Below are 24,480 nucleotides of genomic sequence, written 5' to 3'. Positions count from 1 at the left end.
TGAGAGAGCGTCCGGGGGTGGGTGGGGTGTCTGGGGTGGGGAATTGGTTAGAGGAGGCGGCGTTCGGCTGCCCACTTGGTGAGCTCGTGGCGGCTGGAGAGCTGGAGCTTCCGGAGCACCGCGGAGACGTGCGTTTCCACGGTCTTGATGGAAATGAACAGTTCCTTGGCCACTTCCTTGTAGCTGTAGCCCCGGGCGATCAGGCGCATGACTTCCAGTTCGCGGGCGGACAGCTTGTCCAGCTCATCGTCCGCGATGTCCGCCGGGGCCGTCCCGAACGCGTCCAGGACAAACCCCGCGAGCCGGGGCGAGAAGACGGCGTCACCATCGGCCACGCGGATCACGGCATCCGAAATCCCGGCACCGGAGATGGTCTTGGTGACGTAGCCTCGCGCACCGGCACGGATCACGGCCACGACGTCCTCGGCGGCGTCGGAGACGCTGAGCGCCAGGAAGCTCGTGGAGCCCAGCAAGGCAGCGGAACCCGCGATGACTTCGCGGCCACCGCCGCCCAGCCCACCGGGAAGGTGGACATCGAGAAGGACCACCTCGGGCCGGGTCTCTGCTATCACGGCGATGGCCTGTTCCACGGTGCCGGCCTCGCCCACCACATGCATCCTCTGGTCGAGATCGGCCTTCAACCCCGACCGGAAAATGGTGTGGTCGTCCACGATCACCACGCGTACGCTCCGCCCGGTGCCGTCCTGGAGGGTATTGTTCATGGCTTGGTCTCTCCGTTCCGTGAATCGCCGTTCTCGGCGGTGGCCGCGGGCAGCGCCAGGCGGACCTCCGTGCCGTCGGCACTGCTGATGATCTTCGCGGTGCCGCCGTGGCGTTTCATGCGGCCAATAATGGATTCCTTAACGCCCATCCGGTCATCCGGCACGGCGTCGGGGTCGAATCCGGGACCACGGTCCTTGACGAAGACTTCCGTGCCACCGGCCGTGCTTTCCAGGTAGACCGAAACCGTACCGCCGCCATGGCGCGCCGCATTCAGCATCGCCTCCCTGGCGGCCTGGACAAGGGCCTCATGCCTGTCGGTCATCTCCGTGTCACCAACGCTCACCACCTCCACGGCATGGCCGTGGGCGTCCTCCACTTCGGCCGCGACGGCCTTGATGCGCTCGGCCAGGAGTCCTGACTCCTTGGTGGAATCACTGAAGAGCCACGAACGCAGTTCACGTTCCTGGGCCCTCGCCAGGCGGACCACGTCCTGCTCGGAACCGGCCCTTCGCTGGATGAGTGCGAGCGTTTGCAGGACGGAGTCGTGGAGGTGCGCGGCGATCTCGGCGCGCTCGGTTTCCCGGACCCGTCCGGCCCGTTCCGTCTCCAGGTCCTTCCAGAACTTCAGGCCCCAAGGGAGCAGCACCAAGGCCACACCGCCCAGCACGGCCACCGAAGCAAGGAGGGCCAGCCACGTTTGCTCCCAGGACCCCGAGCCGGAAACCATCACGAGGACACCGGCCACCACCAGGGCCAGGCCTGCCGCCAGGCGGACCCAGCCCCCGGCCTGGTCTGCTTTGGTCTTGTCCACCAGGCCGGCCCTGCGTGTTTCGTCGAGCTGCATCCACGCTATGGCTGCGCCGCCCAGGATCGCCGCGGCAGGGATGAGCGTTCCCAGGGGAAGGTCCACGCCGAATTGCCGGGCCACCAGGATGGCAGCCACCAGAAGCAGCCCCGCGCCCAGCAGGATCTCCTTGCCGTACTGGATGCGTCGGAACGTAAACCAAGGTGCACTGCCGTCCGCCGGCCTGAGCCACCCGGCTGCACCGGCGACGGGTTCTTCCTGAGTTCCCGGAGCCGCCACATACGCAGCGGTTCCGGATGGCGCGCCGAACGGTGAGGATGCCGTCGCTGTCCCGAAAGCCGGAGACTCCGGCGGTGCGCCAAAAACGGCAGGTGACGGACCGGCGTCGTACCTTGCTTCTGCTGCGGACGCCGACGGCGGCTGGCTCACCGCAGGAGCAATGGGCGACGCCGGCCGCTTGGCATTGCGGCGTGCGTTCTCATCAGCGGTGGGAACCATGGTCCACAACCAGGCGTAAAAGGCCAGGCCCGCTCCCCCGGCGAAACAGGCCAGGACCATGCCCACCCGGACGTACTTGACCGGCCAGCCCAAATGCGCGGCGAGTCCGCTGCAGACGCCCGCGATCATGCGGTCGCTGCTGCGGACCAGCGGCGGGCGTTGTACGGCAGTGCTCATGTACCCATCCAAACACGGATCAGGGTTGCCCGGACCGGAAACCAGCCTTGTTCGGGGGTCCCTCAGGGATCATTCAGGGTATCCCCCAGTAGAGGCCAGGCAGGCACCAGCGGCAGGATCGAAGTATGAACGCGAACAGCATGAACCCCGAGGAATCCGGCCGCCCCGCCAACGCGGGCTCCCCGGGTCCCGACGCCACGACCGGTGCACCTGCCGGCACACCCACCGGCGAATCCGAAGGTCACTCCGGACGGTCCTGGACGCCGGGCAGCGGTCCCGCCGCTCCACAGCAGAACTTCTTCGATTGGATCCGCAACCAGGGCATCCGCCGTGGACCGGACCGCTGGGTTGGTGGCGTCGCGAGCGGCATTGCCCACCGCTTCGGCATCGATCCGCTCATTGTCCGCGGGATCTTCATTGTCCTGGCCTTGTTCGCCGGCGTCGGCGTGCTCCTTTACGGCCTGGCGTGGGCACTCCTTCCCGAACCCGATGGCCGCATCCATGTGCAGGAAGCCGGCGCGGGACGCTGGTCCGGGGGCATGACCGGTGCGCTGATCACCACGATCATCGGCCTGCCGAGCCTGGGCCGCGGTTTCTGGGGCTGGGGCTGGAACGGACTTCCCGGCTTGTTCTGGACCCTCTTCTGGATAGGCGCCGTTGCCTATTTGGTCTACTACCTCGTGCAACGCAACAAGAACCAGAAAGCGACGCAGCCCATGAACCGGCAAGACTTCGGCGCCTCGGTCCCCTCCGCTACGGCCTATGGCACCGCCGGCTCCGCCGCCACGGTGACCCGCCCGGCGGGGGCCAACACCGGCGTCCCCGTGTACGGGGCGGGGCCAGGCAAGCCAGGTGCACCCGGCACCTCCCAGGCCCCGGCCGGATCAGCCAACCCCGCCGGCCCGAACCATCCGGCAGGACCCTACAACCCGGCAGGTCCGTACAACCCCTCGGGTCCGCGGCCGCCTTACGGCCCCACCCCGCCGCAGGGTGGCGAGCCCAAGCCGGCCCGGCCCAAGCGCAAGGGTCCGGGGGCTGCGATTGTGGCCGTCACCGCCGGAACCGCACTCTTGGCCGGTGGCACCCTGAAGGCCCTCGACGCCGGCAACGTGATCGACCTGGGCAATGCTGCCAACGCCGTGGTTTGGGCTGTGGGCGCTGCTGTCCTGGGCCTTGGCATCCTGGTGGCGGGCCTTCGAGGACGCACCTCCGGGTTCCTGGGCTTCCTGGCGATCGTTGCGCTGGTGATCGGCGGCATCTTCAACGTGATCCCCCGCAACGGTGACCGCTTCACGTTCCATGACGTCAATTGGGCACCTGCCAGCATCGAACAGGCCCGCTCGGGATTCAACGTCACGGGGGCCAGCGGAACGGTGGATCTCACGGACCTGAACCTGACCCCGCCGCTGACCACACCGGTCACCATCCCGGTGGACGCAACGGCCAGCAACGTCACCGTGGTCATCCCGGACAACGTGCCGGTGGAAGTCCAGGCGGACATGACCTTCGGCAACCTGAACGAGCGCGGTACGGACCGTGGCGGCAGGCTGCAGGACGACCGGACACTGTACAACACGGACAAACCAGGAGCCAACCTCGTGGTGAAGATCGATGGCACCTTCAGCAACGTGACCATCCAGGAAGGAAACTGACATGAGCACGAATGAGCCGAACGGAACCCACGATTCCAAGGCCGCCGAAGCACACACGGCGCACCTTCCCCGGGAGACCCGTCCCACGGAGCCCATCCCATCGCCCCGCCTGCAGCAGATCCCCCTGACACCGCACCTGGAGCCCACGTACAAAGTGGACCGGGAAGCGGACGACGACGAACCCCGGCAGGCGCGGATCGGCACCGTGGTATGGGGCCTGGTGGTCATCGCACTGTCAGCACTTTTGCTCGTCTCCACCCTGGGCTGGGTGGTGCTGAACGGAACCTACGTGCTGATCGGCCTCATGATCGGCGCCGGCGCAGCCCTGGTGGTCGGCGGCCTCCTGGCAGCCAGCCGGGGCTCCAGGCGAGTGACAAAGAGCTCCCAACAAGGAAGGGTGTAGCCATGGACAAGTTCTTCAGCATCGTCAGGGGCTTCGGCCTGAAGCGCGGACCGCAACGCTGGTTGGGTGGCGTCTGCGGAGGCATCGCGGCCAAACTCAAGGTCGATGTGGCCTATGTCCGGGTGGCTTTCCTGCTCTTCTGCCTCCTGCCGGGACCGGCCATCGTGTTCTACGTCCTTGCCTGGCTCATCCTTCCGGACCAGGGGAACAAGATCCCCTTGGAATCGTTCATCGGCCGGCGTTCGCGCTGATATCCGGGTCTTCGTTCGAAGACGCCCTGCCTCCCGTGGAGACTTCACGGGACGCAGGGTGTTCGCATGTTGTGGGCAGGTTTCCAATACCGCACGCCCGGGGTGAAAAGTAACCATTTGTGTCCCACCCCACATGCACGTCTAGAATCGTGGGGAGCTCAGCGTGGCGCTCGGCACGTATTCCTCCAAGCCATGAGTGAGCAAACATGAAAATTGGCATTCTTACCAGCGGTGGCGACTGCCCCGGCCTCAACGCAGTGATCCGGGGTGCAGTCCTGAAGGGCATCGCCATCCATGGCCAGGAGTTCGTAGGCTTCCGCGACGGCTGGCGCGGCGTAGTTGAAGGTGATGTCATCGACATCCCCCGCACCATGGTCCGCGGCATCGCCAAGCAGGGCGGCACCATCCTGGGAACTTCGCGCACCAACCCCTTCGAAAACGGCGGCGGACCCGAGGTCATCAAAGAGCATATGGAACGTCTGGGCATCGACGCGATCATCGCGATCGGTGGTGAAGGCACCCTCGCCGCGGCCAAGCGGCTCACCGACGCCGGACTGAAGATCGTCGGCGTCCCCAAGACCGTGGACAACGACCTCGACGCCACAGATTACACCTTCGGCTTCGATACCGCCGTCGAAATCGCCACCGAGGCCATCGACCGTCTCCGCACCACCGGCGAGTCCCACCACCGCTGCATGATCGCCGAGGTCATGGGCCGGCACGTAGGCTGGATCGCCCTGCACTCCGGCATGGCCTCCGGCGCACACGCCATCCTGATCCCCGAGCAGAAGGTCAGCATCGAACAGATCGCCGAATGGGTCCAGGAAGCCCATGACCGTGGCCGTGCGCCCCTGGTTGTGGTGGCCGAAGGCTTCGTGCCGGACCACATGGAATCCCCGCACTCCGAGCGCGGCCTGGACACCTTCGGCCGTCCCCGCCTGGGCGGCATCGCCGACCAGCTCGCCCCGGAAATCGAAGCCCGCACCGGGATCGAAACCCGCGCCACCATTCTGGGCCACATCCAGCGCGGCGGCGTCCCCACCGCCTACGACCGTGTCCTGGCAACCCGCCTTGGCATGGCCGCGATCGACTCCGTCGTGGACGGACGCTGGGGCACCATGGTTGCCCTGAAGGGCACGGACATCTCCCACGTTGGCTTCGAAGAGGCCCTGGGCAAGCTCAAGACCGTGCCGCAGCACCGCTACGACGAAGCGAGTGTGTTGTTCGGCTAGTCTGAATCCATGACTCTCGAGCCCACGTCCGCTGCCATTATCCAGCTGGCGTGGGCTCGCCGTTTAGGGCTCGACGACGCTGCTTTCGCCACCGCCGCGGACCGGCTCGCCTCATCCCCGGCAGGCCCGCGCGATCGGATCACGCTGGTCGATGAGTCAGCCCGCGCCGTCCAGTTCCTCCGCCTGTTCGGCGTGTCAGCGCTGGTGGGTCCCCCTTGGGCCCTCGACGCAGCAGCGGACATACCCGATGCCGAACTGGCACAGCACGTCACGCTGCTGACCCTCACCCGGACGCACGGCGGTCACGGCCTGGGGTCATCGGCGTTGTTCTTCGCCGATGACCTTCCTTTGAACCAACCGTCCGAAGACCTGACGGTATCCCGGGGAAATCCCGAAGCGATCGCCCTGGAGAGCCTGTGCCCTCCCGATGACGTCAACGAGGTTGGCCTCCAGTCGCTGGAGCACCGTTTCACGATCATGCACCCCGAGGACGAGCAAGCCTCGCCGGTAGCCTGCGGTGCCTACGCGGAGTGGGAAGGCCTGCTGGCGGATATGGGTGTGCTGGTGGCTCCCGCATGGCGCCGCCGGGGCGTGGGAAAGCTTGCCGCCTCCATCGCCGCGCACGAGGCCTTGGCCTCCGGCCTCACTCTTCAGTGGAAGGCCGACGTCAGCAATACCGGAGCCTTGGCCATGGCCCGCAGCCTCGGTTTCGCCACCGGAGGGCTTCACGCGGGAGTGCTGCTCGGTTAGTGCCAACCCCGCGAAGCAAAAAGTGTGCACCACTGCTGCCCCTTTGACGGGGGCAACCGCGGTGCACACTCTCTTCTTGGCCGCCAAGCCTGTAAACCGGCTAGTGGCGGGCGTCCTGCGCCGCGGGATCCTGCGCAGGAGCGGCCGCCTCCGCTGGTTTGGCGCCCCAGCTTTCCACCGACTTTGGCTTGGCGAAGAACAGCGCGATCATCGCACCTATCAGGATCGCGAACGCGGGCAGCAGGATGGACTGGCTCATGGCCGTCGAGAAACCTGCGTGCAGGAACTCCGGGAGCACGCCGGTCATGGACGCTTCACCCACCGGAGCTCCTGCCGGCGCAGCGGGAAGTTCCGCGGCAAGCCGGGACTGGATCAGGGCGGCGATGGCCGCCGAACCCAGCACTGCGCCGATTTGCCGGGTGGTGTTGAACACGCCGGATCCTGCGCCGGCCTGGCGGGGCGCCAGGTTCCTGGTGGTGGCGTTGGACACGGGACCCCAGATGAAGGCGTTGGCCACACCCTGGAGGGCGCTGGGCAGGAGGAACATCCAGATGGGAGTGTCCGGCCCAAGGAGCGATGCTGTCCAGAAGAGTGCACCGGACAGGCAGAGCAATCCGAACGCAGCGAACCAGCGGGGGTTGGCCCGGTCGATCAGCTTTCCAACGAACGGGGCCAGGCCGCCGGAGATCACGGCCATGGGGATCATCAGCAGGGCTGACTGGGTGGGCGTCAGTCCACGGACCACCTGGTAGTAGAAGATCGTGGGAAGCGGGAACGCGGTGACCGTGAAGCCCACGGCCATGATGGTGGAGTTGCCCAGGGAGAAGTTGCGGTCCTTGAATAAGCCAAGCGGCAGGAGCGGCTCACCACCGCGGCGCTCGAGCCACCACTGCCAGGCTATGAAAACAGCCAAAACAACGATGCCGGCGATGATGAGTCCCCACACCGTGATGAAGCCGTTGACCACTCCCCACTTGTAGGTCTGGCCCTCCTGGATACCGAAGACCAGCAGGAACATGCCGAGGGCCGAGAGCACCACGCCGAGGATGTCGAAGGAGTGGCTGTGGGTGGTCAGCTTGGGCACGAAGCGGGTGACGAGGATGAAGGCCACGATGCCGATGGGAACGTTGACGAAGAAGATCCACTCCCAGCCCAGTCCGTCCACCAGGACGCCTCCCAGGATCGGGCCGACGAGCACGGCCATGCCGGCAGTGGCGCCCCACAGGCCCATGGCTGCCCCGCGGCGGTCCGGGGGAAAGATGCGGGTGATGACTGCCATGGTTTGGGGAGTCATCATGGCTGCACCCAGGCCTTGGACGGCCCGCGCGGCGATGAGCATGGTGACGTCTCCGGAGAGTCCGCACCACAGCGAGGCCAGGGTGAAGACCACCAGGCCAATGAGGTACAGGTTCTTGGGACCGAAGCGGTCACCAAGCCTGCCGGTGATCAGCAGGGGCACCGCGTAGGCCAGAAGGTACGCGCTGGTTACCCAGATCACGGCGTTGATGTCGGTATTCAGGCCTTCCATGATCCGTGGATTGGCGACCGACACAATGGTGGTGTCGATCAGGATCATGAAGAAGCCAACCACAAGTGACCAGAGGGCCGGCCACGGCTTAGCTACGTTTTCCAAGGGATTCCTTTGGTTTGGTGGAAAGTTCGGCCGGAGTTGGCTGGGGGTTGTCCCAGGGCAGCTGACCGCTGCACAACTCCGCAAGGAGCTCGCGGATCCACGAGATCTCTGTTCGAAGCATGGCTTGTTGATAGGTGACGTCTATCCAATATTTGCGTTCGAGGCCCTTGGCCGTCACAGCCACCTCGGCCTGCTGGAGGAAGTCGAGATCGGCACCGAGGGCCGCCAGCCGCCCCTCGAGCAGTTCGGCCACCACCTCCGCCGGGAGGTGATGGGCCTCCGCGATGGCGTGGGGAAAGGTGGGGTATTCATTGATGGGAGTCGCCAGCATGTCCTGCAGCCGCGCATCCAGGGCTTCGTGGCCGGCGTACGTGATCCGGTACGTCGTGCGCTCCGGCCGGTTGCCTTCGCGTTCGGTACCGGCAGCTTCCACCAGGCCGTTCTCAGCCAGGCGTCCGACGGCGTGGTACAGCGTTCCGGGACGGACCTTGACCAGGCGGTCCTCATGGCGTGCCATCAGGACCTGGTACATCTCGTAAGGGTGCATGGGTCCTTCGGCCAGCAGCGCCAGCGCGGCGACACCCAAGGGCGTCAGGTCAGCGGCTTTTGGCACGACAAACCCCTTCCACAGCAAATATTCCACTACAACTATTCCACGTGGAATAGTCAGACGCAAGAAAACCCTGTTGCCACAGGCAACAGGGTTCTCTGGAACGGCCTTGCGGCTAGCCCAACAAATCCAGGATCTCGGTGCGCGCGAACATCTTCGCTGCGTCCCGGGCACTGGGCGTGCCGGCGTCGGGATCCGCGCCAGCGTCCACCAGGACCCTGGCTACGCCTGCGTAGCCCTTGAAAACCGCCCCGGCGAGTGGAGTCTGCCCACGGTCGTTGGCCGCATTCACGTCGGCGCCGTGATGCACCAGGAGCTGAACGGTTTCCTCGTGGCCATGGTAAGCCGCCAGCATGAGCAACGAATCCCCCGCCGCGTTGGTCAGCGTCGCGGGAGCACCGGCGCCGAGGTAACCCCGCAAGAGTTCGGAGTTGCCTTCCCGGGCGGCGTCAAAGAGCGCGTGCGCCAAAGCCAACGTTTCGTCGTCGGCCTGGTTCGAAGGCTGGGCGTCCGCCGCCTCCGGCGTGGTGGGCTGGGTCATCGGTGGGGTCCCTTCAGGAATCCGGTCTGGCGCCCGACCACCTGGCCGGCGTCGGGGGCGACGATCACTTCCTGGGCTGCGACGTACGGCTCATCGCCGTCCATCACCGTCAACGTATCTTCGGCAGACACCGAACGCTTGATGACAGCCAAAGCCACCGGGCCCATCTCGAAGTGCTGCGCCACAGATGTCAGAGTACCCACCTTGCGTTCCCCGGCAAATACGACGCTGCCAGCGGCGGGGAGGGTGTGCTGTGAACCGTCCAGTTGGAGGAAGACCAACCGCCGCGGCGGATGGCCGAGGTTGTGGACGCGGGCAATGGTTTCCTGGCCCTTGTAGCAACCCTTGTTCAGGTGCACGGACGTACGGATCAGGTCGAGTTCGTGGGGAATGGTCTTGTCGTCCGTTTCGGCACCCAAACGGGGACGCCAGGCGGCGATGCGGAGGGCGTCGGCCGCCATGGCACCAGCCAAGGGCAGGCCCCCGACCGCAGCTTCAAGCCCGGAAACCGGCACGAGGTACTCGAACCAGGGACGTTCCAACCCCGGATGCGATTCTTCGGGAACCAAGCTGTAGGAGTAACCACCCGGACCCACATGCGGCCACGGGTCTTCCCACACCAGGCGGTCGGCGAGTTGCTCCACCGGCCTGGTGGAGCCAACCACGGCCCAGTCCGCAGAAACGTCGGCGATCTCCACGCGCAGCATGAACTTCATCTTGTTCAGCCATTCCGCAAGGGGTTGGGCTTCCGCTGCCTCGACGATCAGCCAGGTGGTGCCGCCGTCGTCGATAACCCGCGCATCGAATTCGATGCGGCCCTGGACGCTGAGCAGCAGCAGTTCGCTGGCCACCTTCGGCTGGAGGTTGGTGAGCTGCTGCGACGAGAGGGTGTTGAGCCAGCTGAGCCGGTCAGGTCCGGCCACCGTCACCACGCCGCGGTTGGACAGATCGACGACGGCGGTACCGGTTGCGAGGGCGCGTTGCTCGCGCAGCGGCTCGCCGTAGTGGGCCGCGACGCCGGCATCGAGGCCGGTGTCCTCGACTGCGCCAGGGCGCGACAACAGAGGGCTCTTGTAAGTCATATGTAGTAGAAGTCCTTGGTGTTCGGGCGTATTCCCTGAGGGGTACGGTTCCTCAGCGGTACTCGGGGTTTTCGAAATCGAAGCGCGTTCCGGCTTTCCATTCATCCGGCAGGTTCCCGTAGGAGGGAATGCCACCGGCGTCGCGCAGGAGCTTGGCCAGGTGCAGCAGGTTCCACGTCATGAAGGTGGTGTTCCTGTTAGTAAAATCACTCTCCGGGCCGCCCGATCCTTCGTCCAGGTAGCTGGGACCGGGGCCCACGGGACCGATCCAGCCGGCATCGGCCTGCGGCGGGATGGTGAAGCCGACGTGCTGGAGACTGTAAAGCACGTTCATGGAGCAGTGCTTGATGCCGTCCTCGTTACCGGTGATCAGGCAGCCGCCGACTTTCGGATAGAAAGCCCACTGGCCCTTGCTGTTGAGCTGGCCCGAGTGGGCGTACAGGCGTTCGATCAGCTTCTTGGTTTGGGAGGAGTTGTCGCCCAGCCAGATGGGGCCGGCCACCACCACGATGTCCGCTTCCTGCACCGAAGGGTAGATCTCCGGCCATTCGTCGCTCTTCCAGCCGTGCTCCCGCATGTCCGGATAGACGCCACTGGCGATGTCATGGTCCACGGTCCTGAACAGCCGGGTGGAGACGCCCTGCTTCTCCATGATGTCCCGGCTGATGCGGATCAGGCCGTCGGTGTTGCTGAGCTGCGGCGAGGGCTTCAAGGTTCCGTTGAAGAACACGGCCTTGAGGCCCTCGTAGCCCCCGGGCTTGAGGTTGTCTGTCACTTGCTGCTCCTTTTGCTGGTTGCTTTATGGAACGTTCAGTGAGGCCTCGCCGCGGATTGGGCGGCCGTCAGGCCGGTGCCTCAGGAGGCTTTATGGAGGAACGCCGAGGCGTGGGCTTCAAGTGACTTGCCGTTGGCGGCTACATCCCACCGCCACAGCAGGTTGCCATCCACCAGTCCGAAGATACGGGTTGCCGCCGTGTATTCCTTGGAGTGGCTGCCCCGCATCACCATGTCGGTGCTGAGCTGGATCTGGGGGCCTTTGATCTGGCCGTAGTACAGCTCCGTGATGCCACCTGGGTGGGAGATCGAAACGGAGAGGTCGAAGCCGCCGTCCTTGTTCCGGCGCTCTTCCACGTCGTCTGCCGTCTTGAGTACGGGAACGATGTCCGCGGGAACCAGTCCGGGGCCGCCATCGCCCTCCTGGAGTTCCCGTTCCAGCGCCCAGAATCCGGTCTCGACGGTCAGCGGGCGCAACTTTGTGCCGGCGTCGTCACTGATCCAGCTCTCGGCCCGGTACTGCAGGTAGGGCAGGCCATTGTGGGTGAAGGAAACATGCTGGACGAAGTGCTCCGAGTCCTCGTCGCCGCTGCCGAGCCGGCCGCGGCCTTCCCACTCGCCAATGAGCCAGGAAAGGGGGACGAGTTCAGGGGTCAGGTCCGTTGGGATCTCAATAGGCACAACCACTACCTCTGTTGAAGGGCGTGAAGGGGGTGATTACTTCTGGCCCTTGAAAAGGCGGTAGACAACAAAGCCGGCGAACCAGGCCATGGAGATGCTGGCGAGGCCAAGGAGGACCAGGAAGAAGATTTCAAATGCGAGAACAGACATGATGCCATCCTAACCGTTAGTAGATGAGTAGTTTGTCTATGAAGTAAGCCAGCGCCCCCACAGCCCAGACGGGTGCAACACCCATGCCCAGTGCCGCAGGAAGATTGAGGCGACCGCGCCGCAGGGTGGTCATGCGGCGGAAGCACACCAGGACCGAGCCCACGACAACGCCAACCAGGGCCGCAGGGAGGACCGCGATGTCGGAGAAAACCAACCCGGCCAGCGGCGCCATGAGCCCGGCCATGACGACGCCCAGGGGTGCGACGATCCGGTCCGGCCAGCGGATGACGCCCACCAGGAGTGCCACGGCTGCGCTGAGTCCGGCCACGAGGACCATCTCCTTGACGCCGTTGAACCGCGCACCGGCGATCCAGCCCGCACCGAGGCAGTTGAGCAGCACGCCGGCGCAGCAACCCAGGGTTGATTCAAGCCGTTGCGCCTGCCCGGTTCCCCGGATCAACTGGATGATAAAGACGGCCATCACGCCCACGGCGATGAAGGCAGGGGTGCCGTCCAGGAATCCCGGCGCGGGCATGTAGGCGGCAGTCACGGCCGAACCGGCGCCGGCCAACGCGATGACCGAAGCCAGGGTTTTCTTGGCGGGGACGGCAAGGAAGTGGGGCCAGCCGATTCCCACGGCGGCGGAGGCAACGATTCCCACGCCCACCATGGCCTCCCGGGAAACGAAGGTGCTGGACACGATGGCTGCGAGCGCCACAAGTCCGAATACCCCAATGCTCCAAGACTTCACTGTGTGCCCGATCCTCAATTCGATGCGCCTAACGACCTCTCGTCAATCCTGCCTCATGGCGGCCCGATATGTCGTAATTCCGGTGCCGGACCGTCACGAATCCCTGACTGCACGGGCCCTGGTGGGTATACTCGGACATCAACAGTGCACTGTCATCGCCTCGATCCCGTTACAACGGCAAGGGCGGTCCCAGTTCGCCGTGACCGGCCGGTGAAACTCCGGTTTCGACGCCCGATGATGCGCGGACAGCCCATTGGAGGAACTATGTCGCACATCCTGCTCCTGACGAACAGCACCGGATCTTCGGTGGACATCCTGCCTGCCTTGGAGTTGCTCAACCACCGTGTGCACATCCTCCCGGCAGAACCTACAGCCCTGCTTGAAACCGACCCTACGGACATCGTCTTCCTCGATGCCCGGAAGGACCTGGTAGGGGCGCGTTCCCTGACGCAACTACTCAAGGCCACCGGCCTCAGCGCACCCCTCATGCTGATCCTGACCGAGGGCGGCATGGCTGCCGTCTCCTCGGCCTGGTCCGTTGACGACATCGTGCTGGATTCTGCCGGCCCCGCAGAGGTGGAGGCCCGCATCCGCCTGGCCATGGCCCGTGCCACGCCGGGCGAAGAGGAAACGCAGACCGAAATCCGGGCAGCCGGCGTCGTTATTGACGAGGCCAGCTACACAGCCCGCGTAGCCGGGCAGCCGCTGAACCTTACTTTCAAGGAGTTCGAGCTCCTGAAGTACCTGGCCCAGCACCCCGGCCGCGTTTTCACGCGCCAGCAGTTGCTCACCGAGGTGTGGGGCTACGACTATTACGGCGGCACCCGCACCGTGGATGTCCACATCCGCCGCCTGCGCGCCAAGCTCGGCGTCGACCACGAGAACCTCATCAGCACCGTCCGCAACGTCGGCTACCGCCTGACGCTGGTCCGGCTTCCGGATGACGAATTGTCCGAAGCCTGACACCCACAGCAGAAAGGGCCGGGAATCACTGTGATTCCCGGCCCTTTGCCGCGTTGTGGAGGACATACGGGTCGAACGTATCGAAGCCACCCCACTGGTGGATCCCCCTCGCGCCCGGCTTCGGGAAGCCGAACGAGATAACGAGACTACCCCTGTTGGCCGGGCATGCCAAATCGCGGGGCTTGCCCCGGGCGTATAGCCTTGCATCATGAGTCACGCGCACCCCGAGAACTGGCCCGTACTGCACGTCACCGGCGCACTTGACCCCGGACTCTTCAAGGACTTCAGCACGCTCGCGGCTGCTGCCGGCGAGTCGGACGGGAATCCCCCGCTCTCGGAGCAGACGCTGGTCACCTTGCGCGGCGCGGACGGCGGCGGACATGCACTCCTTTCCTTGGCACTCTATGCACCCGATGAAGATTCGGATCCGTCCACCGCGGACGACCTCGCCGGCATCGCCGTCGTCGTTGAAGCGCCCGACGGGAGCGGCGTCCTGGAACTGGCCGTGCACCCCAGTTACCGGAACCAGGGCGTAGCGGGCCGCCTCCTGGCGGCACTCCAGGAAAAGCGCGGCTTCGCAGGCCTGACGGCGTGGTCCCACGGCAATCACGAGGCGGCCGCCGAACTGGCCGCGCGCTTCGGTTACGGCCCGGTCCGGGAGTTGCGGAAGATGCGGCTGATGTCCTCCACCGCAGCACTGCCCGACGTCGTCCTGCCGCCGGATGTTTCGCTGCGCGCGTTCGTGCCGGGTCAGGATGAGCAAGCCTGGCTGGCTGCCAACCGCGCCGCTTTCGCGCACCATCCGGAGCAGGGCTCCATGACGCTGGCAGATGTGCAGGCACGCGAGGCCGAGGACTGGTTCGACCCCGAGGGCTTCCTTCTCGCCGTAAACGCCGGCGGGGAACTCCTGGGTTACCACTGGACCAAAGTTCATCCACGGCAGGGAGCCCACCCGGCCATCGGTGAGGTCTACGTCGTGGGTGTCACGCCGGAAGCACAGGGGCTTGGGCTTGGTAAAGCACTCACTGTGGCGGGCATCCGGCACCTCCAGGACCAGGACCTCCACGCGGTCATGCTGTACGTGGACGCGGACAATGAAGCCGCCGTGGCCCTATACCAAAAACTGGGCTTCGTCCGCTGGGACACGGACGTTTTGTATGGACCGTTAACCAAAAATTAACCACGAGCGTCCATCTGCCGGAAAGGGCTGGACATCATCGATTCGAGCCGCCCAATTGCTTGTAATGTGGGAGGAAACCCCAGTCCTGAGCTTAGGAGAAACCCATGCAGCCGGACCCCGTCGGCACCGCCGGATCCACCTCAAAGGGCGCCACGCTGCCCGCGCGCTTCGGCTCCTCGGAAGTGCCCGCCGCACGGGCCACCCAGGATCGCATTGACATTCCGGAGTTCGCCCCGAGCCTGGAGCCCGAAGGCGACATTTCGCCGGACCGGTTCCTCGACCGCGAACTCAGCTGGCTGGCGTTCAACTCGCGCGTCCTGGAACTCGCCGAAGATCCGGACCTCTTCCTGTTGGAGCGGGTCAACTTCCTTTCCATCTTTGCCTCCAACCTGGACGAGTTCTTCATGGTCCGCGTGGCCGGCCTCAAGCGCCGCATCGCCACGGGCCTGGCCGTCCCGTCCCCTGCCGGGCTCAGCCCCATAGAGGTTCTTGAACAGATCGGCGAGGAAGCCCACAAGCTTCAGGAACGCCACGCCCGCGTCTTCGCCGAGCAGATCCGCCCTGCCCTGGCCTACGAGCACATCCACATCATGCACTGGAACGAGCTCGACGAAGAGGCCCGGCACCGCCTTAGCCTCATGTTCCAGGAGAAGGTGTTCCCCATCCTCACTCCCCTGGCTGTGGATCCGGCACACCCCTTCCCGTACATCTCGGGCCTGTCCTTGAACCTGGCCGTGATCGTGAGCAACCCGGTCAGCGAAAAGGAACTCTTTGCGCGTGTGAAGGTTCCGGACCAGCTCCCGCGGCTCATCTCGGTGGACGGACCCCGCGCCGGTGCAGTTCCCGGCCGTGTGGCCCGCTTCATCGCCCTTGAAGAACTCATTGCCGTCCACCTGGACAAGCTCTTCCCCGGCATGGAGGTCCTGGAGCACCACACCTTCCGCGTCACCCGTAACGAAGACGTCGAGGTGGAAGAAGACGACGCCGAGAACCTGCTGCAGGCACTGGAGAAGGAACTCCTGCGCCGCCGTTTCGGCCCGCCCGTGCGCCTTGAAGTCACCACGGACATCAACCCGAACATCCGTGCGCTGCTGGTCCGCGAACTCGGCGTGGACGAATCCGAGGTCTACTCCGTCCCGGCTCCGCTGGACCTCCGGGGCCTCTCGGTCATCGGCGGCATCGACCGCCCGGACCTGCACTACCCCAAGCACGTTCCGCACACGTCCCGGTACCTGAACGAATCCGAGACGTCCAAGGCCGCCAACGTGTTCGCCGCAATGCGCCGCCGCGACATCCTGCTGCACCACCCCTACGACTCGTTCTCCACTTCGGTCCAGGCGTTCCTTGAGCAGGCTGCTGCCGACCCCAAGGTCCAGGCCATCAAGCAGACCCTGTACCGGACCTCAGGCGACTCCCCGATCGTGGACGCCCTGATCGATGCTGCCGAGGCCGGCAAGCAGGTACTGGCCCTCGTGGAGATCAAGGCACGCTTCGACGAGCAAGCCAACATTTCCTGGGCACGAAAGCTCGAGCAGGCCGGCGTACACGTGGTGTACGGCATCGTGGGCCTCAAAACCCACTGCAAATTGTCCCTGGTGGTCCGCCAGGAAGTGGACGGACTGCGGCGCTATTGCCACATCGGGACGGGCAACTACCATCCGCGCACGGCCCGCTACTACGAGGACCTGGGCCTGCTGACGTCCAATGAGCAGGTGGGCGAGGACCTCTCCAAGCTCTTCAACCAGCTTTCCGGCTACGCCCCGAAGTCCACGTTCAAGCGGCTCCTCGTGGCACCGCGTTCGGTACGTTCCGGCCTGGTGGACCGGATCGAGACGGAGATCCGCAACGCCCGCAAAGGTATACCTGCCCGGGTGCAGATCAAGGTCAACTCCATGGTGGACGAAGCCATCATCGACTCCCTCTACCGGGCGTCCCAGGCGGGCGTGAAGGTAGACGTGGTGGTGCGTGGCATCTGCTCGCTGCGGCCCGGCGTTCCCGGGCTCAGCGAGAACATTACGGTCCGTTCCATCCTGGGACGGTTCCTCGAACATTCCCGTGTCTTTGCCTTCGCGAACGGCGGGGACCCGGTGGTGTACATCGGTTCCGCGGACATGATGCACCGCAACCTCGACAGGCGTGTGGAAGCGTTGGTCCAACTTGCCAGCAAGGACGATGTGAACACGGTCCTGGACCTGATGCGCCGCTACGTGGACGACGGTACGGCCAGCTGGCATCTGGACAACCAAGGCCACTGGACCCGCCACCACCTGGACGGTAACGGCGAACCGTTGCTGGACATGCAGTCCTGGCTCCTGGCTTCGCGTTCGCGTCAGCGGGCAGCAGCGCGGCGGTAAGGGAAGAGTTGAACAGCGATACCCCCGTGGCCGACCAGACGGACCATCCGGGCGAACCGGTAGCCGTCGTGGCGGCCGGCGCCATTCCCTGGCGCATCAACAAAGGTGCCCTCGAAGTGCTGCTCATCCACCGACCACGCTACGACGATTGGTCCTGGCCCAAAGGAAAGCTCGACGACGGCGAGACGGTTCCGGAGTGCGCCGTCCGGGAAGTGCGTGAAGAGATTGGGCTGGATGCCACCCTGGGCATCCCCTTGCCACCCATCCACTACCACGTGAATGCCGGCCTCAAGGTTGTCCGTTATTGGGCTGTCCGGGTCAATGGAGATCTTCTCCGTCCGGACGGCAAGGAAGTGGACAGTGTCATGTGGTGCAGCCCGGACAGGGCGGCCACCTTCCTGAGCAACCCTTCGGACGTAGCGCCACTCGAGTACCTGGAGAAAGCGCACGTCAAAGGAGAACTCGACACCTGGCCGCTGGTACTGATCCGCCATGCCAAGGCCAAGCCGCGATCGTCGTGGACCAAGGCCGAAGGAGACAGGCCACTGGCGGCCACGGGGCAGCGGCAAGCCGTTGCCGTGCAGCGCCTCCTGCAGGGATGGAAACCCCAGCGCATCGTGACCAGCCCGTGGGTGCGCTGCGTCGCCACCATCGCCCCCTATGCCAAGGCCAGCGGAGCCAAGGTGAAACTGGTGGAAGCCCTCACCGAACACAACCACGACCGGTCACCGAAGAAGACCGCGGCAGCGGTGGAGGCCCTGTTCGACAAGCAGGTGCCCATCGCCGTGTGCACGCATCGTCCGGCCCTGCCAACCGTGCTGAAGCAACTTGGCCTGCACATGTCCGGGTCCCTGCGAAAGCTGCTGCCCGATTCAGATCCCTTCCTGACCCCGGGCGAAGTGATTGTGTGCCAGGTGGTCCGCGGCAGCGAACGGAAAGTGGTGTCCGTGGAGCAGGTCAGGCCCTTCGACGACTGAGCTCAATTGACCCCCGGGTCTTTGTATCAAATACTTGACACATTGATTCGAAGACTTGGGGGTCTTGACCGTGTCCTTCTACCTGCCGCCTCTGCTGTTGCTCGCTCCAGTCATCGGCGCGCTCCTCGTTTACCTGTTCCTCAGGGTGCAGGTCTGGTCCAGCCCTGATTCCAAGTCCGTGGAATCGCACGGATTGTGGGTGGGCATCATCGGCTGGATGGCCAGCTCCCTTCAGGGTGCCATGAGCGCAGGCATCATCCGGGCCAATCCCGGAGCGTCGAATGCGCCCTTCACCTCGGAGGCGCTCCTGTCGGCATTGTCTTGGCCGATCGCCGCGGTTTTGCTCGTCCACGCCCTGGGCCAATGGAGCTACCCGGCACCGAAAGCACCCCGCAGGTACGCTGAGCTCACCGTCCGCAGGATTCGCGATTTCCTCCCCCGGAAACTTGCTTGGACCACAGGCTTGATCTTTGCCTATGCGGCTGCCGCCATAGCATCGATCGCGTCGTTGCCCGCTTTCACTCCCGTGCTTCCTGCCCCAGCTCCCCCGTCGCCCATGGGAACGACCACCTACACCGGCCAGGGCCAGGACGGCAGGATCGCTGGATCGGAACTCGCAGGATGGCTCGGCGGCGCCTTGCTGGTCCTCGCTGCCGGCACATGGCTGGTCCTGCTGCTCATGGCGAGACGGCGCCAACTGGAAACCCTGGACAGCGATGACAACAAGTCTCTCCGGGCCATCGCAGCCAACCGACTGCTCCGAACCGTATCCACCATCGCAGCGGGCCTGGCGGCCATCGCCGGGAACTACGCCACCCTTCCGGCGCCAGGCGCCGTCTGGCAATCGTCGTGGTTCAACGTGCTAGGCCTGGTCAACGTGGCTGTCCTGCTGGTCATGTGGTGGTGGAGGGTGCCCAAACTCCCTTCGCTCGCTGCCAGCAAGAATGCCGTGAGCGGCCGCTCCCTCCGAACCGATCCAGCCACGCATGGCGCGGTGAAGCTGACAGTGTCCCTTGGCGCCGGCCTGGGGATTGCTGGAGCCTTGCCGCTCCTGACGCTGGGGATGTGGTTCGGTTTCCATCCGAAACAAGGTCAAGGTCCGCTGACCCCCGCCATCATTATCTCGGTGACCGCCACGTTGATCCTCCTGGCCGTCGCTGCTGGCGAGCTGTTGATCGCCCGCAACTATGGCGACCCCGAAGCTCCCTTGCATTGGCCCCGGCAAGCCGTATCGAAGGGTTTGTTCTACTTTGCCCTTGCCTCAGCGGCCGTCTTTCTTGTCACCATCGTCATGACCGGTATGGGGGAAGTGCTTCTGGTTGGACCACCCACGTGGCCTTCCACCCTTTTGCTCATGGTGGGCGTTGGGCTGGTGGGGGCCGCCTCGATCCTGGCCACCCGCCGTCGTCGAGGTCTTCCGGAAGCTCCAGGCGAAGACAGCCTCGACGCTGCGCTGCGGGCCATCGCGATGTACCGGATCGTCCGCACGCTGGCTGCCTTCCTGTTGGCACAATCGGCACTGATGCTGCTCGGAAACGCCGAGGCATGGGCGGCGCTCTTCCCGGCGTTCGATCGGCTGGGACCAAGCCCTGCCCCCATCATCGGCGCCATCTTGTTGGCCACCTCCGTTGCCGCCGCCGTCACGCCCGTCCGCAGCCTGTTTCGGAACCTCTCCCGCCGGAGCGCTTTCCCTCAGGAAACGCCCACGCCATGACCGCCGGGATCACCATCGACCTCGCGGATCCCGTCCCGCCCTACGAACAGATCCGCAGGCAACTCAGTTCGCTGATAGCCGTGGGGGTCTTGCCGCCCGGCAGCCGCCTGCCCACCGTGCGCAGCCTGGCCGCCGATCTCGGCATCGCCGCCGGAACGGTGGCACGCGCCTATCGGGAACTTGAGCAGTCCGGCCTGATAGAAGCACGACGGCGGAACGGGACCGTCGTCGTCGGCCCGCCTGCTGCGCCGCACTGCCCGGTGGGAGCTGATGCGGCGGTGATGGCAGCCATCGACGATGTGATCTCAAGGGCGCGTTTGCTGGGAGTCAGTGACGAAACGCTCCTCGATCTGCTGCGCGGCCGCCTGGCCCAAACAAGTAAGCTTGAACCGTGAGCATTCCCACCCCTTACGAAGACCTTCTGCGTGACGTCATGGCGAATGGCACGCACAAATCGGACCGCACAGGCACCGGAACCCGGAGTGTCTTCGGGCGCCAGCTGCGCTTTGACCTGGGCGCGAGCTTTCCGCTCATCACCACCAAACGGGTCCACTTCAAGTCCGTCGCCGTTGAACTTCTGTGGTTCCTGCGGGGCGATTCGAACGTCAAGTGGATGCAGGACCAGGGCGTGAGCATCTGGGACGAGTGGGCTGACGCCGAAGGCGAACTCGGCCCGGTGTACGGTGTGCAGTGGCGCAGTTGGCCCACGCCCGACGGTGGCCACATCGACCAGATCTCCGAGCTCATGAAGGGCTTGGAAGCCAACCCGGACTCGCGTAGGCACATCGTTTCCGCGTGGAACGTCTCCGAACTCAAGAACATGGCGCTGCCGCCATGTCACGCCTTCTTCCAGTTCTACGTGGCTGACGGCAAGCTGTCCTGCCAGTTGTACCAGCGCTCGGCAGACATGTTCCTGGGCGTGCCGTTCAACATCGCCTCCTACGCTTTGCTCACGCGGATGGTGGCCCAGCAAGTGGGGCTGGAGCCCGGCGAATTCGTCTGGACCGGTGGGGACGTCCACGTCTACGACAACCACGTGGAGCAAGTGGCCGAACAGCTCAGCCGCGAACCGTACCAGTACCCGCAGTTGAACATCCTGCGGAAGCCGGACTCGATCTTCGACTACACGCTGGACGACTTCGAAGTGGTCAACTACCAGCACCACCCCACCATCAAGGCACCGATCGCCGTATGAGCACTCCTTCCCCAGAGAACCCGGCCCAGCTTCCCGGCGTCATCTTCACCCAGGAGACCGCCGCCGCCATGACCGGCATCGGCCTGATCTGGGCACAGACCAAAGCCGGCGTGATCGGCAAGGACGGCAGCATGCCTTGGCACCTGCCGGAGGACCTGAAGCACTTCAGCAAGCTGACCTCGGGACACCCCGTGATCATGGGCCGGAAGACCTGGGAGTCGTTCCCGGACAAGTACCGGCCACTGCCGGGACGAACCAACATTGTGGTCACCCGGAACCAGGAGTGGGCATCAACTCCCGAGGCAGAAGGCGCCACCGTGGTGTCCTCACTGGATGCTGCCCTCCTTGAATCGCAGTTCGCCCCGGGTGGCCAAAAGGTCTGGATCATCGGCGGCGGAGAGATCTTCGAACAGTCCATGGGCATCGCCAACGTCGCGGTCATCACCATCATCGACGCCGAGCTCGAGGGCGATACCTTCGCTCCGGAACTGGGCGACGACTGGAAGTTTGACACCATGGCGCCGGCCGAGGGCTGGCTCACCGCCAACAATGGCACGAAATACCGGTTCACCACGTGGCGCCGGACCGAGAACTAGAAACCAGGACATGCAAGCAATGCTCAAGAAACCCGAAACCCTCTTTGTGCTGGGCTACATGCTGCTGCCGCTCTTCGCCCTGCTCTCGGCCATCGTCGGGTTGACCATGATCCTGGGTGGCAACAAGATCCTGGGGATCATCGTGCTCGTGGTAGTCACGCAGGTTTTCGCCTTCGGCGCCTTCTTTGCGCTGCGGGCCCGGAAAACGGCCCTCCTGCAGGAGCACGACGCCGGCCAGTAGACCCGCTTTTCGGGGCCACCGGGCGCTGTGGTGCGGGCCGTCGTCGTACGTTGTGCGGGTGACGTAACCAACAGCGGCGGGCGGGTCCGAAAGTTTAGACTGGGTGAATGACTACAGCAGCTAATCCGTCCGTTGGACTGGTCGGTTGGCGTGGCATGGTCGGCTCCGTCCTGATGCACCGCATGCAGGAAGAGAACGACTTCGCCAACATCAACCCGGTATTTTTCTCCACCTCGAACGCAGGAGGTGCCGCCCCGTCCTTCGCTGATGGGGCCGGCAAGCTCGAGGATGCGTTCGATATTGAGACGCTTGCCAAGCTGCCGATTATTGTTACCGCACAGGGCGGCGACTACACCAAGCAGGTCCACGGCGAACTTCGCAGCCGCGGCTGGGACGGACTCTGGATCGACGCGGCCTCCACCCTGCGCATGAACGACGATTCGATCATCGTGCTGGACCCCATCAACCGCGACGTCATCGATGCCGGGCTCTCCGGCGGCGTGAAGGACTTCATCGGCGGAAACTGCACGGTGTCCTGCATGCTGATGGGCCTGGGCGGCCTGTTCAAGAACAACCTCGTGGAGTGGGGTACGTCCATGACGTACCAGGCTGCTTCCGGCGGGGGTGCCCGCCACATGCGCGAACTCCTCAACCAGTTCGGTACCCTCAACAACGAGGTCAGCAGCGAGCTCGATGATCCGGCGTCGGCCATCCTGGAGATCGACCGCAAGGTGCTCGCCACCCAGCGCACCGGCGTTGACGCAACGCAGTTCGGCGTCCCGCTGGCCGGCTCCCTGATTCCCTGGATCGACGCCGACCTCGGCAACGGGCAGTCCAAGGAAGAGTGGAAGGCCGGTGTAGAGACCAACAAGATCCTCGGCACCGCCAAGGGCGCCGCGGGCAAGGAACACATTGCCATGGACGGACTCTGCGTCCGCATCGGTGCCATGCGTTCGCACTCGCAGGCATTGACCTTGAAGCTGCGCGAGGACCTGTCCGTGACGGAGATCGAGAACCTCCTGGCCAAGGACAACGAGTGGGCCAAGGTTGTTCCCAACACCAAGGAAGCCTCCATGGCGGACCTCACCCCGGTGGCCGCTTCGGGCACCCTGGACATCCCGGTTGGCCGTATCCGCAAGCTCGAAATGGGCCCGGAGTACATCAGCGCCTTCACCGTGGGCGACCAGCTCCTGTGGGGCGCGGCCGAGCCGCTGCGCCGCATGCTGAACATTGTGACGGGCAAGCTCTAGCCTCACCGCCGTCACGTCCTGAACCCGTTTTTCCGTTGCTGCCCAGCGACGGGAAAGCGGGTTTTTGGCGTCTCAGCCCGCCATGAACTTCGCGAACGCCCGGCCCTGCGCTTGGAACGAGCGGCTTGCGGCTGGACCAAGTTCGCCGAGGAAAGGCTCCGGAACCACGCCCACGTCCTTCCCGTTTCCGGTCCGCGCCCACGTCCCCACCACCACGCCTCCGGAGACGATGATGCGCTTGAACACTCCGTTCCGGCCCGGGACCACCAATTCGGCATGCTCGGGATCCAGCACCAGGTTCCGGTCCTGGTACCCGAGCAGGTACTCATCGAAGCCGGGGAGGGCCAGCAACGAGCGGGAGCCGGGCACACCGGCGTCGAGCATGGCGGCAGTCTCTGGCGAGAGCCAATAGCTGGCACCGTCGAAGGGCAGCTCTACCATCTGCTCCTGCACCGCAGTCAGTGCCTTACGGGCCTCGGTGAGCGGCACCTGGCTCCACCAGGCGAAATCCCGGATGGTGGCCGGTCCATGGCCTCGGATGTAGCGCAGCAGCAGCTCGGCGATGCCTTCCTCACGGTCCAGGTCTCGGGATTCCTTGACCCACTGGTCGAAAGGCACGAACAGTTGCTGGACGCCCACCTTTCCGTTGCTCCCCGCCATTGGACCTTGGACCAGCCATGCCTCCTGGCACAGGCTGCCCAGGAGGTGGATTCCGCGTTGCCCCGTGGTGACCTGTCCGGCTTCCCCAAAGGCTGCGAAGAGCTGTTCCCGGCTGGCACCGATGGTCCCATCAGAGCTCTTCAGGGCCTCCAAGGTCTTCAGTGCGATGTCCCTGGCGTGGCTGATGTCGTCCGGGGTGATGGCCAGTTCGCGGTGCCGGCCGGTCAACGACTTCAAGAGTCGCGGACGGGTGATGGCAAGAATCCAGCGAAGATCTTCCGGCGCCAACAGGTGCAGTGTGCCGCGCATGGGCCACGAACGGACGATGGTTCCGGCGTCCAGGGCGGCCCGGACGTGGGAGGCCGCTGTCCCGGGCACCCGCTGTCCCACGGCCCACAGTGCGTGGCCAAGATCCTGCGCCTGCATGGCCGTCATCCAGCGGACAGCATCGGGCACGGAAGGAAACCCGCCGCCCAGCAGTCCTTGGCTCACCAAGCGTAAACGGCCCATGACCTGCGGCCGGACGGACAGCGTGCTGGAGGAAAGCGGCTTCGCAGGCATGCTTCATCCTATGGGCCGCCCGGGGGCACAGGGAACCTTGCCGCGCCTCCCAGCGGCCTTCCAGAACCGTTTCCTA

25 protein-coding genes are annotated in these 24,480 nt (G+C 65.0%); 15 read left to right on the top strand and 10 right to left on the bottom strand.

Annotated features, from left to right (window positions below; genetic code table 11):
* Nucleotides 1-47: 47 nt before the first annotated feature.
* Nucleotides 48-722 carry a LuxR C-terminal-related transcriptional regulator gene (locus ACIPY3_RS01170; protein WP_400329089.1) on the bottom strand — a complete coding sequence of 225 codons (675 nt, stop codon included), beginning with the start codon at nucleotides 720-722 and terminating at the stop codon, nucleotides 48-50.
* Nucleotides 719-2,203 (bottom strand): PspC domain-containing protein, encoded by a 1,485-nt coding sequence (locus ACIPY3_RS01165; protein ID WP_400329086.1) that lies wholly within the window; start codon nucleotides 2,201-2,203, stop codon nucleotides 719-721. Before ACIPY3_RS01165 ends, ACIPY3_RS01170 begins: the two co-directional genes overlap by 4 nt.
* Before the next feature lie 125 nt (nucleotides 2,204-2,328).
* On the opposite strand from ACIPY3_RS01165, the gene ACIPY3_RS01160 reads away from it, so the two are divergent.
* The 5 genes from ACIPY3_RS01160 (at nucleotide 2,329) to ACIPY3_RS01140 (ending at nucleotide 6,491) form a co-directional block, all read left to right on the top strand.
* The gene (locus ACIPY3_RS01160) at nucleotides 2,329-3,855 is read left to right on the top strand and encodes a PspC domain-containing protein (protein WP_400329083.1); all 1,527 of its coding nucleotides are present in this window, start codon (nucleotides 2,329-2,331) and stop codon (nucleotides 3,853-3,855) included.
* A gap of 1 nt (nucleotide 3,856) precedes the next feature.
* A complete protein-coding gene (locus tag ACIPY3_RS01155) occupies nucleotides 3,857-4,258 on the top strand; it encodes a hypothetical protein (protein WP_400329081.1) in 402 nt (133 codons plus the stop codon).
* A gap of 2 nt (nucleotides 4,259-4,260) precedes the next feature.
* Nucleotides 4,261-4,509: a PspC domain-containing protein gene (locus ACIPY3_RS01150; protein WP_400329078.1), complete on the top strand. Its 249-nt coding sequence runs from the start codon at nucleotides 4,261-4,263 to the stop codon at nucleotides 4,507-4,509.
* 206 nt (nucleotides 4,510-4,715) lie between these two features.
* Entirely contained in the window at nucleotides 4,716-5,741 is a 1,026-nt protein-coding gene (locus tag ACIPY3_RS01145) for a 6-phosphofructokinase (protein ID WP_387435091.1), read from the top strand.
* A 9-nt stretch (nucleotides 5,742-5,750) separates the two neighbouring features.
* Nucleotides 5,751-6,491: a GNAT family N-acetyltransferase gene (locus tag ACIPY3_RS01140; protein WP_400329076.1), complete on the top strand. Its 741-nt coding sequence runs from the start codon at nucleotides 5,751-5,753 to the stop codon at nucleotides 6,489-6,491.
* 100 nt (nucleotides 6,492-6,591) lie between these two features.
* Here ACIPY3_RS01140 and ACIPY3_RS01135 read toward each other — a convergent pair whose 3' ends face one another.
* The 7 genes from ACIPY3_RS01135 to ACIPY3_RS01105 form a co-directional block, all read right to left on the bottom strand.
* Nucleotides 6,592-8,124, bottom strand: coding sequence for a DHA2 family efflux MFS transporter permease subunit (locus tag ACIPY3_RS01135; RefSeq protein WP_400329074.1), 1,533 nt, complete (start codon nucleotides 8,122-8,124; stop codon nucleotides 6,592-6,594).
* Nucleotides 8,108-8,737 (bottom strand): PadR family transcriptional regulator, encoded by a 630-nt coding sequence (locus ACIPY3_RS01130; RefSeq protein WP_400329072.1) that lies wholly within the window; start codon nucleotides 8,735-8,737, stop codon nucleotides 8,108-8,110. Before ACIPY3_RS01130 ends, ACIPY3_RS01135 begins: the two co-directional genes overlap by 17 nt.
* A gap of 112 nt (nucleotides 8,738-8,849) precedes the next feature.
* Nucleotides 8,850-9,275: an ankyrin repeat domain-containing protein gene (locus tag ACIPY3_RS01125; protein ID WP_400329068.1), complete on the bottom strand. Its 426-nt coding sequence runs from the start codon at nucleotides 9,273-9,275 to the stop codon at nucleotides 8,850-8,852.
* Nucleotides 9,272-10,357, bottom strand: a complete 1,086-nt coding sequence (locus ACIPY3_RS01120) for a YgfZ/GcvT domain-containing protein (protein ID WP_400329065.1) — start codon at nucleotides 10,355-10,357, stop codon at nucleotides 9,272-9,274. Before ACIPY3_RS01120 ends, ACIPY3_RS01125 begins: the two co-directional genes overlap by 4 nt.
* A 52-nt stretch (nucleotides 10,358-10,409) precedes the next feature.
* Nucleotides 10,410-11,132, bottom strand: coding sequence for a flavodoxin family protein (locus ACIPY3_RS01115; RefSeq protein WP_400329062.1), 723 nt, complete (start codon nucleotides 11,130-11,132; stop codon nucleotides 10,410-10,412).
* Nucleotides 11,133-11,212: 80 nt separating this feature from the next.
* Nucleotides 11,213-11,812, bottom strand: a complete 600-nt coding sequence (locus ACIPY3_RS01110) for an FABP family protein (RefSeq protein WP_397324283.1) — start codon at nucleotides 11,810-11,812, stop codon at nucleotides 11,213-11,215.
* Between the two features lie 166 nt (nucleotides 11,813-11,978).
* Nucleotides 11,979-12,713 carry a permease gene (locus tag ACIPY3_RS01105; protein ID WP_397324284.1) on the bottom strand — a complete coding sequence of 245 codons (735 nt, stop codon included), beginning with the start codon at nucleotides 12,711-12,713 and terminating at the stop codon, nucleotides 11,979-11,981.
* Nucleotides 12,714-12,977: 264 nt separating this feature from the next.
* Here ACIPY3_RS01105 and ACIPY3_RS01100 point away from each other — a divergent pair, with 264 nt between their 5' ends.
* The 10 genes from ACIPY3_RS01100 (at nucleotide 12,978) to asd (ending at nucleotide 23,183) form a co-directional block, all read left to right on the top strand.
* Nucleotides 12,978-13,676, top strand: a complete 699-nt coding sequence (locus ACIPY3_RS01100) for a winged-helix domain-containing protein (protein ID WP_397324286.1) — start codon at nucleotides 12,978-12,980, stop codon at nucleotides 13,674-13,676.
* A gap of 208 nt (nucleotides 13,677-13,884) precedes the next feature.
* A complete protein-coding gene (gene mshD, locus ACIPY3_RS01095; RefSeq protein ID WP_400329058.1) occupies nucleotides 13,885-14,856 on the top strand; it encodes a mycothiol synthase in 972 nt (323 codons plus the stop codon).
* Between the two features lie 104 nt (nucleotides 14,857-14,960).
* Nucleotides 14,961-17,210 carry an RNA degradosome polyphosphate kinase gene (locus ACIPY3_RS01090; RefSeq protein WP_397324289.1) on the top strand — a complete coding sequence of 750 codons (2,250 nt, stop codon included), beginning with the start codon at nucleotides 14,961-14,963 and terminating at the stop codon, nucleotides 17,208-17,210.
* An 8-nt stretch (nucleotides 17,211-17,218) separates the two neighbouring features.
* Entirely contained in the window at nucleotides 17,219-18,187 is a 969-nt protein-coding gene (locus tag ACIPY3_RS01085) for an NUDIX domain-containing protein (RefSeq protein WP_400329055.1), read from the top strand.
* A gap of 64 nt (nucleotides 18,188-18,251) precedes the next feature.
* A complete protein-coding gene (locus ACIPY3_RS01080; RefSeq protein ID WP_400329052.1) occupies nucleotides 18,252-19,901 on the top strand; it encodes a hypothetical protein in 1,650 nt (549 codons plus the stop codon).
* Complete coding sequence (locus ACIPY3_RS01075; RefSeq protein WP_400329049.1) at nucleotides 19,898-20,296, top strand: GntR family transcriptional regulator; 399 nt, start codon at nucleotides 19,898-19,900, stop codon at nucleotides 20,294-20,296. Before ACIPY3_RS01080 ends, ACIPY3_RS01075 begins: the two co-directional genes overlap by 4 nt.
* Complete coding sequence (locus tag ACIPY3_RS01070; RefSeq protein ID WP_400329046.1) at nucleotides 20,293-21,096, top strand: thymidylate synthase; 804 nt, start codon at nucleotides 20,293-20,295, stop codon at nucleotides 21,094-21,096. Before ACIPY3_RS01075 ends, ACIPY3_RS01070 begins: the two co-directional genes overlap by 4 nt.
* Nucleotides 21,093-21,692 carry a dihydrofolate reductase gene (locus ACIPY3_RS01065; protein ID WP_400329043.1) on the top strand — a complete coding sequence of 200 codons (600 nt, stop codon included), beginning with the start codon at nucleotides 21,093-21,095 and terminating at the stop codon, nucleotides 21,690-21,692. The genes ACIPY3_RS01070 and ACIPY3_RS01065 overlap by 4 nt, the downstream gene beginning before the upstream one ends.
* 19 nt (nucleotides 21,693-21,711) lie before the next feature.
* On the top strand, nucleotides 21,712-21,933 hold the full coding sequence (locus ACIPY3_RS01060) for an NF038396 family protein (protein ID WP_400330578.1): 222 nt from the start codon (nucleotides 21,712-21,714) through the stop codon (nucleotides 21,931-21,933).
* A gap of 107 nt (nucleotides 21,934-22,040) precedes the next feature.
* Nucleotides 22,041-23,183 (top strand): aspartate-semialdehyde dehydrogenase, encoded by a 1,143-nt coding sequence (gene asd, locus ACIPY3_RS01055; protein WP_397324302.1) that lies wholly within the window; start codon nucleotides 22,041-22,043, stop codon nucleotides 23,181-23,183.
* A gap of 72 nt (nucleotides 23,184-23,255) precedes the next feature.
* Here asd and ACIPY3_RS01050 read toward each other — a convergent pair whose 3' ends face one another.
* A complete protein-coding gene (locus ACIPY3_RS01050; RefSeq protein WP_400329039.1) occupies nucleotides 23,256-24,404 on the bottom strand; it encodes a winged helix DNA-binding domain-containing protein in 1,149 nt (382 codons plus the stop codon).
* Nucleotides 24,405-24,480: the final 76 nt, after the last annotated feature.

This window comes from Paenarthrobacter sp. NPDC089714 (genome assembly GCF_044748905.1).
Lineage (GTDB): Bacteria > Actinomycetota > Actinomycetes > Actinomycetales > Micrococcaceae > Arthrobacter.
This window is presented reverse-complemented; position numbering and strand designations above follow the sequence as displayed.

What these genes read in the sequence shown, in the direction of transcription:
- ACIPY3_RS01170 (WP_400329089.1), bottom strand. Translation starts at nt 722, where the DNA reads ATGAACAATACCCTCCAGGACGGCACCGGGCGGAGCGTACGCGTGGTG.
- ACIPY3_RS01165 (WP_400329086.1), bottom strand. Translation starts at nt 2,203, where the DNA reads ATGAGCACTGCCGTACAACGCCCGCCGCTGGTCCGCAGCAGCGACCGC.
- ACIPY3_RS01160 (WP_400329083.1), top strand. Translation starts at nt 2,329, where the DNA reads ATGAACGCGAACAGCATGAACCCCGAGGAATCCGGCCGCCCCGCCAAC.
- ACIPY3_RS01155 (WP_400329081.1), top strand. Translation starts at nt 3,857, where the DNA reads ATGAGCACGAATGAGCCGAACGGAACCCACGATTCCAAGGCCGCCGAA.
- ACIPY3_RS01150 (WP_400329078.1), top strand. Translation starts at nt 4,261, where the DNA reads ATGGACAAGTTCTTCAGCATCGTCAGGGGCTTCGGCCTGAAGCGCGGA.
- ACIPY3_RS01145 (WP_387435091.1), top strand. Translation starts at nt 4,716, where the DNA reads ATGAAAATTGGCATTCTTACCAGCGGTGGCGACTGCCCCGGCCTCAAC.
- ACIPY3_RS01140 (WP_400329076.1), top strand. Translation starts at nt 5,751, where the DNA reads ATGACTCTCGAGCCCACGTCCGCTGCCATTATCCAGCTGGCGTGGGCT.
- ACIPY3_RS01125 (WP_400329068.1), bottom strand. Translation starts at nt 9,275, where the DNA reads ATGACCCAGCCCACCACGCCGGAGGCGGCGGACGCCCAGCCTTCGAAC.
- ACIPY3_RS01120 (WP_400329065.1), bottom strand. Translation starts at nt 10,357, where the DNA reads ATGACTTACAAGAGCCCTCTGTTGTCGCGCCCTGGCGCAGTCGAGGAC.
- ACIPY3_RS01100 (WP_397324286.1), top strand. Translation starts at nt 12,978, where the DNA reads ATGTCGCACATCCTGCTCCTGACGAACAGCACCGGATCTTCGGTGGAC.
- mshD (WP_400329058.1), top strand. Translation starts at nt 13,885, where the DNA reads ATGAGTCACGCGCACCCCGAGAACTGGCCCGTACTGCACGTCACCGGC.
- ACIPY3_RS01090 (WP_397324289.1), top strand. Translation starts at nt 14,961, where the DNA reads ATGCAGCCGGACCCCGTCGGCACCGCCGGATCCACCTCAAAGGGCGCC.
- ACIPY3_RS01075 (WP_400329049.1), top strand. Translation starts at nt 19,898, where the DNA reads ATGACCGCCGGGATCACCATCGACCTCGCGGATCCCGTCCCGCCCTAC.
- ACIPY3_RS01065 (WP_400329043.1), top strand. Translation starts at nt 21,093, where the DNA reads ATGAGCACTCCTTCCCCAGAGAACCCGGCCCAGCTTCCCGGCGTCATC.
- ACIPY3_RS01060 (WP_400330578.1), top strand. Translation starts at nt 21,712, where the DNA reads ATGCTCAAGAAACCCGAAACCCTCTTTGTGCTGGGCTACATGCTGCTG.
- asd (WP_397324302.1), top strand. Translation starts at nt 22,041, where the DNA reads ATGACTACAGCAGCTAATCCGTCCGTTGGACTGGTCGGTTGGCGTGGC.
- ACIPY3_RS01050 (WP_400329039.1), bottom strand. Translation starts at nt 24,404, where the DNA reads ATGCCTGCGAAGCCGCTTTCCTCCAGCACGCTGTCCGTCCGGCCGCAG.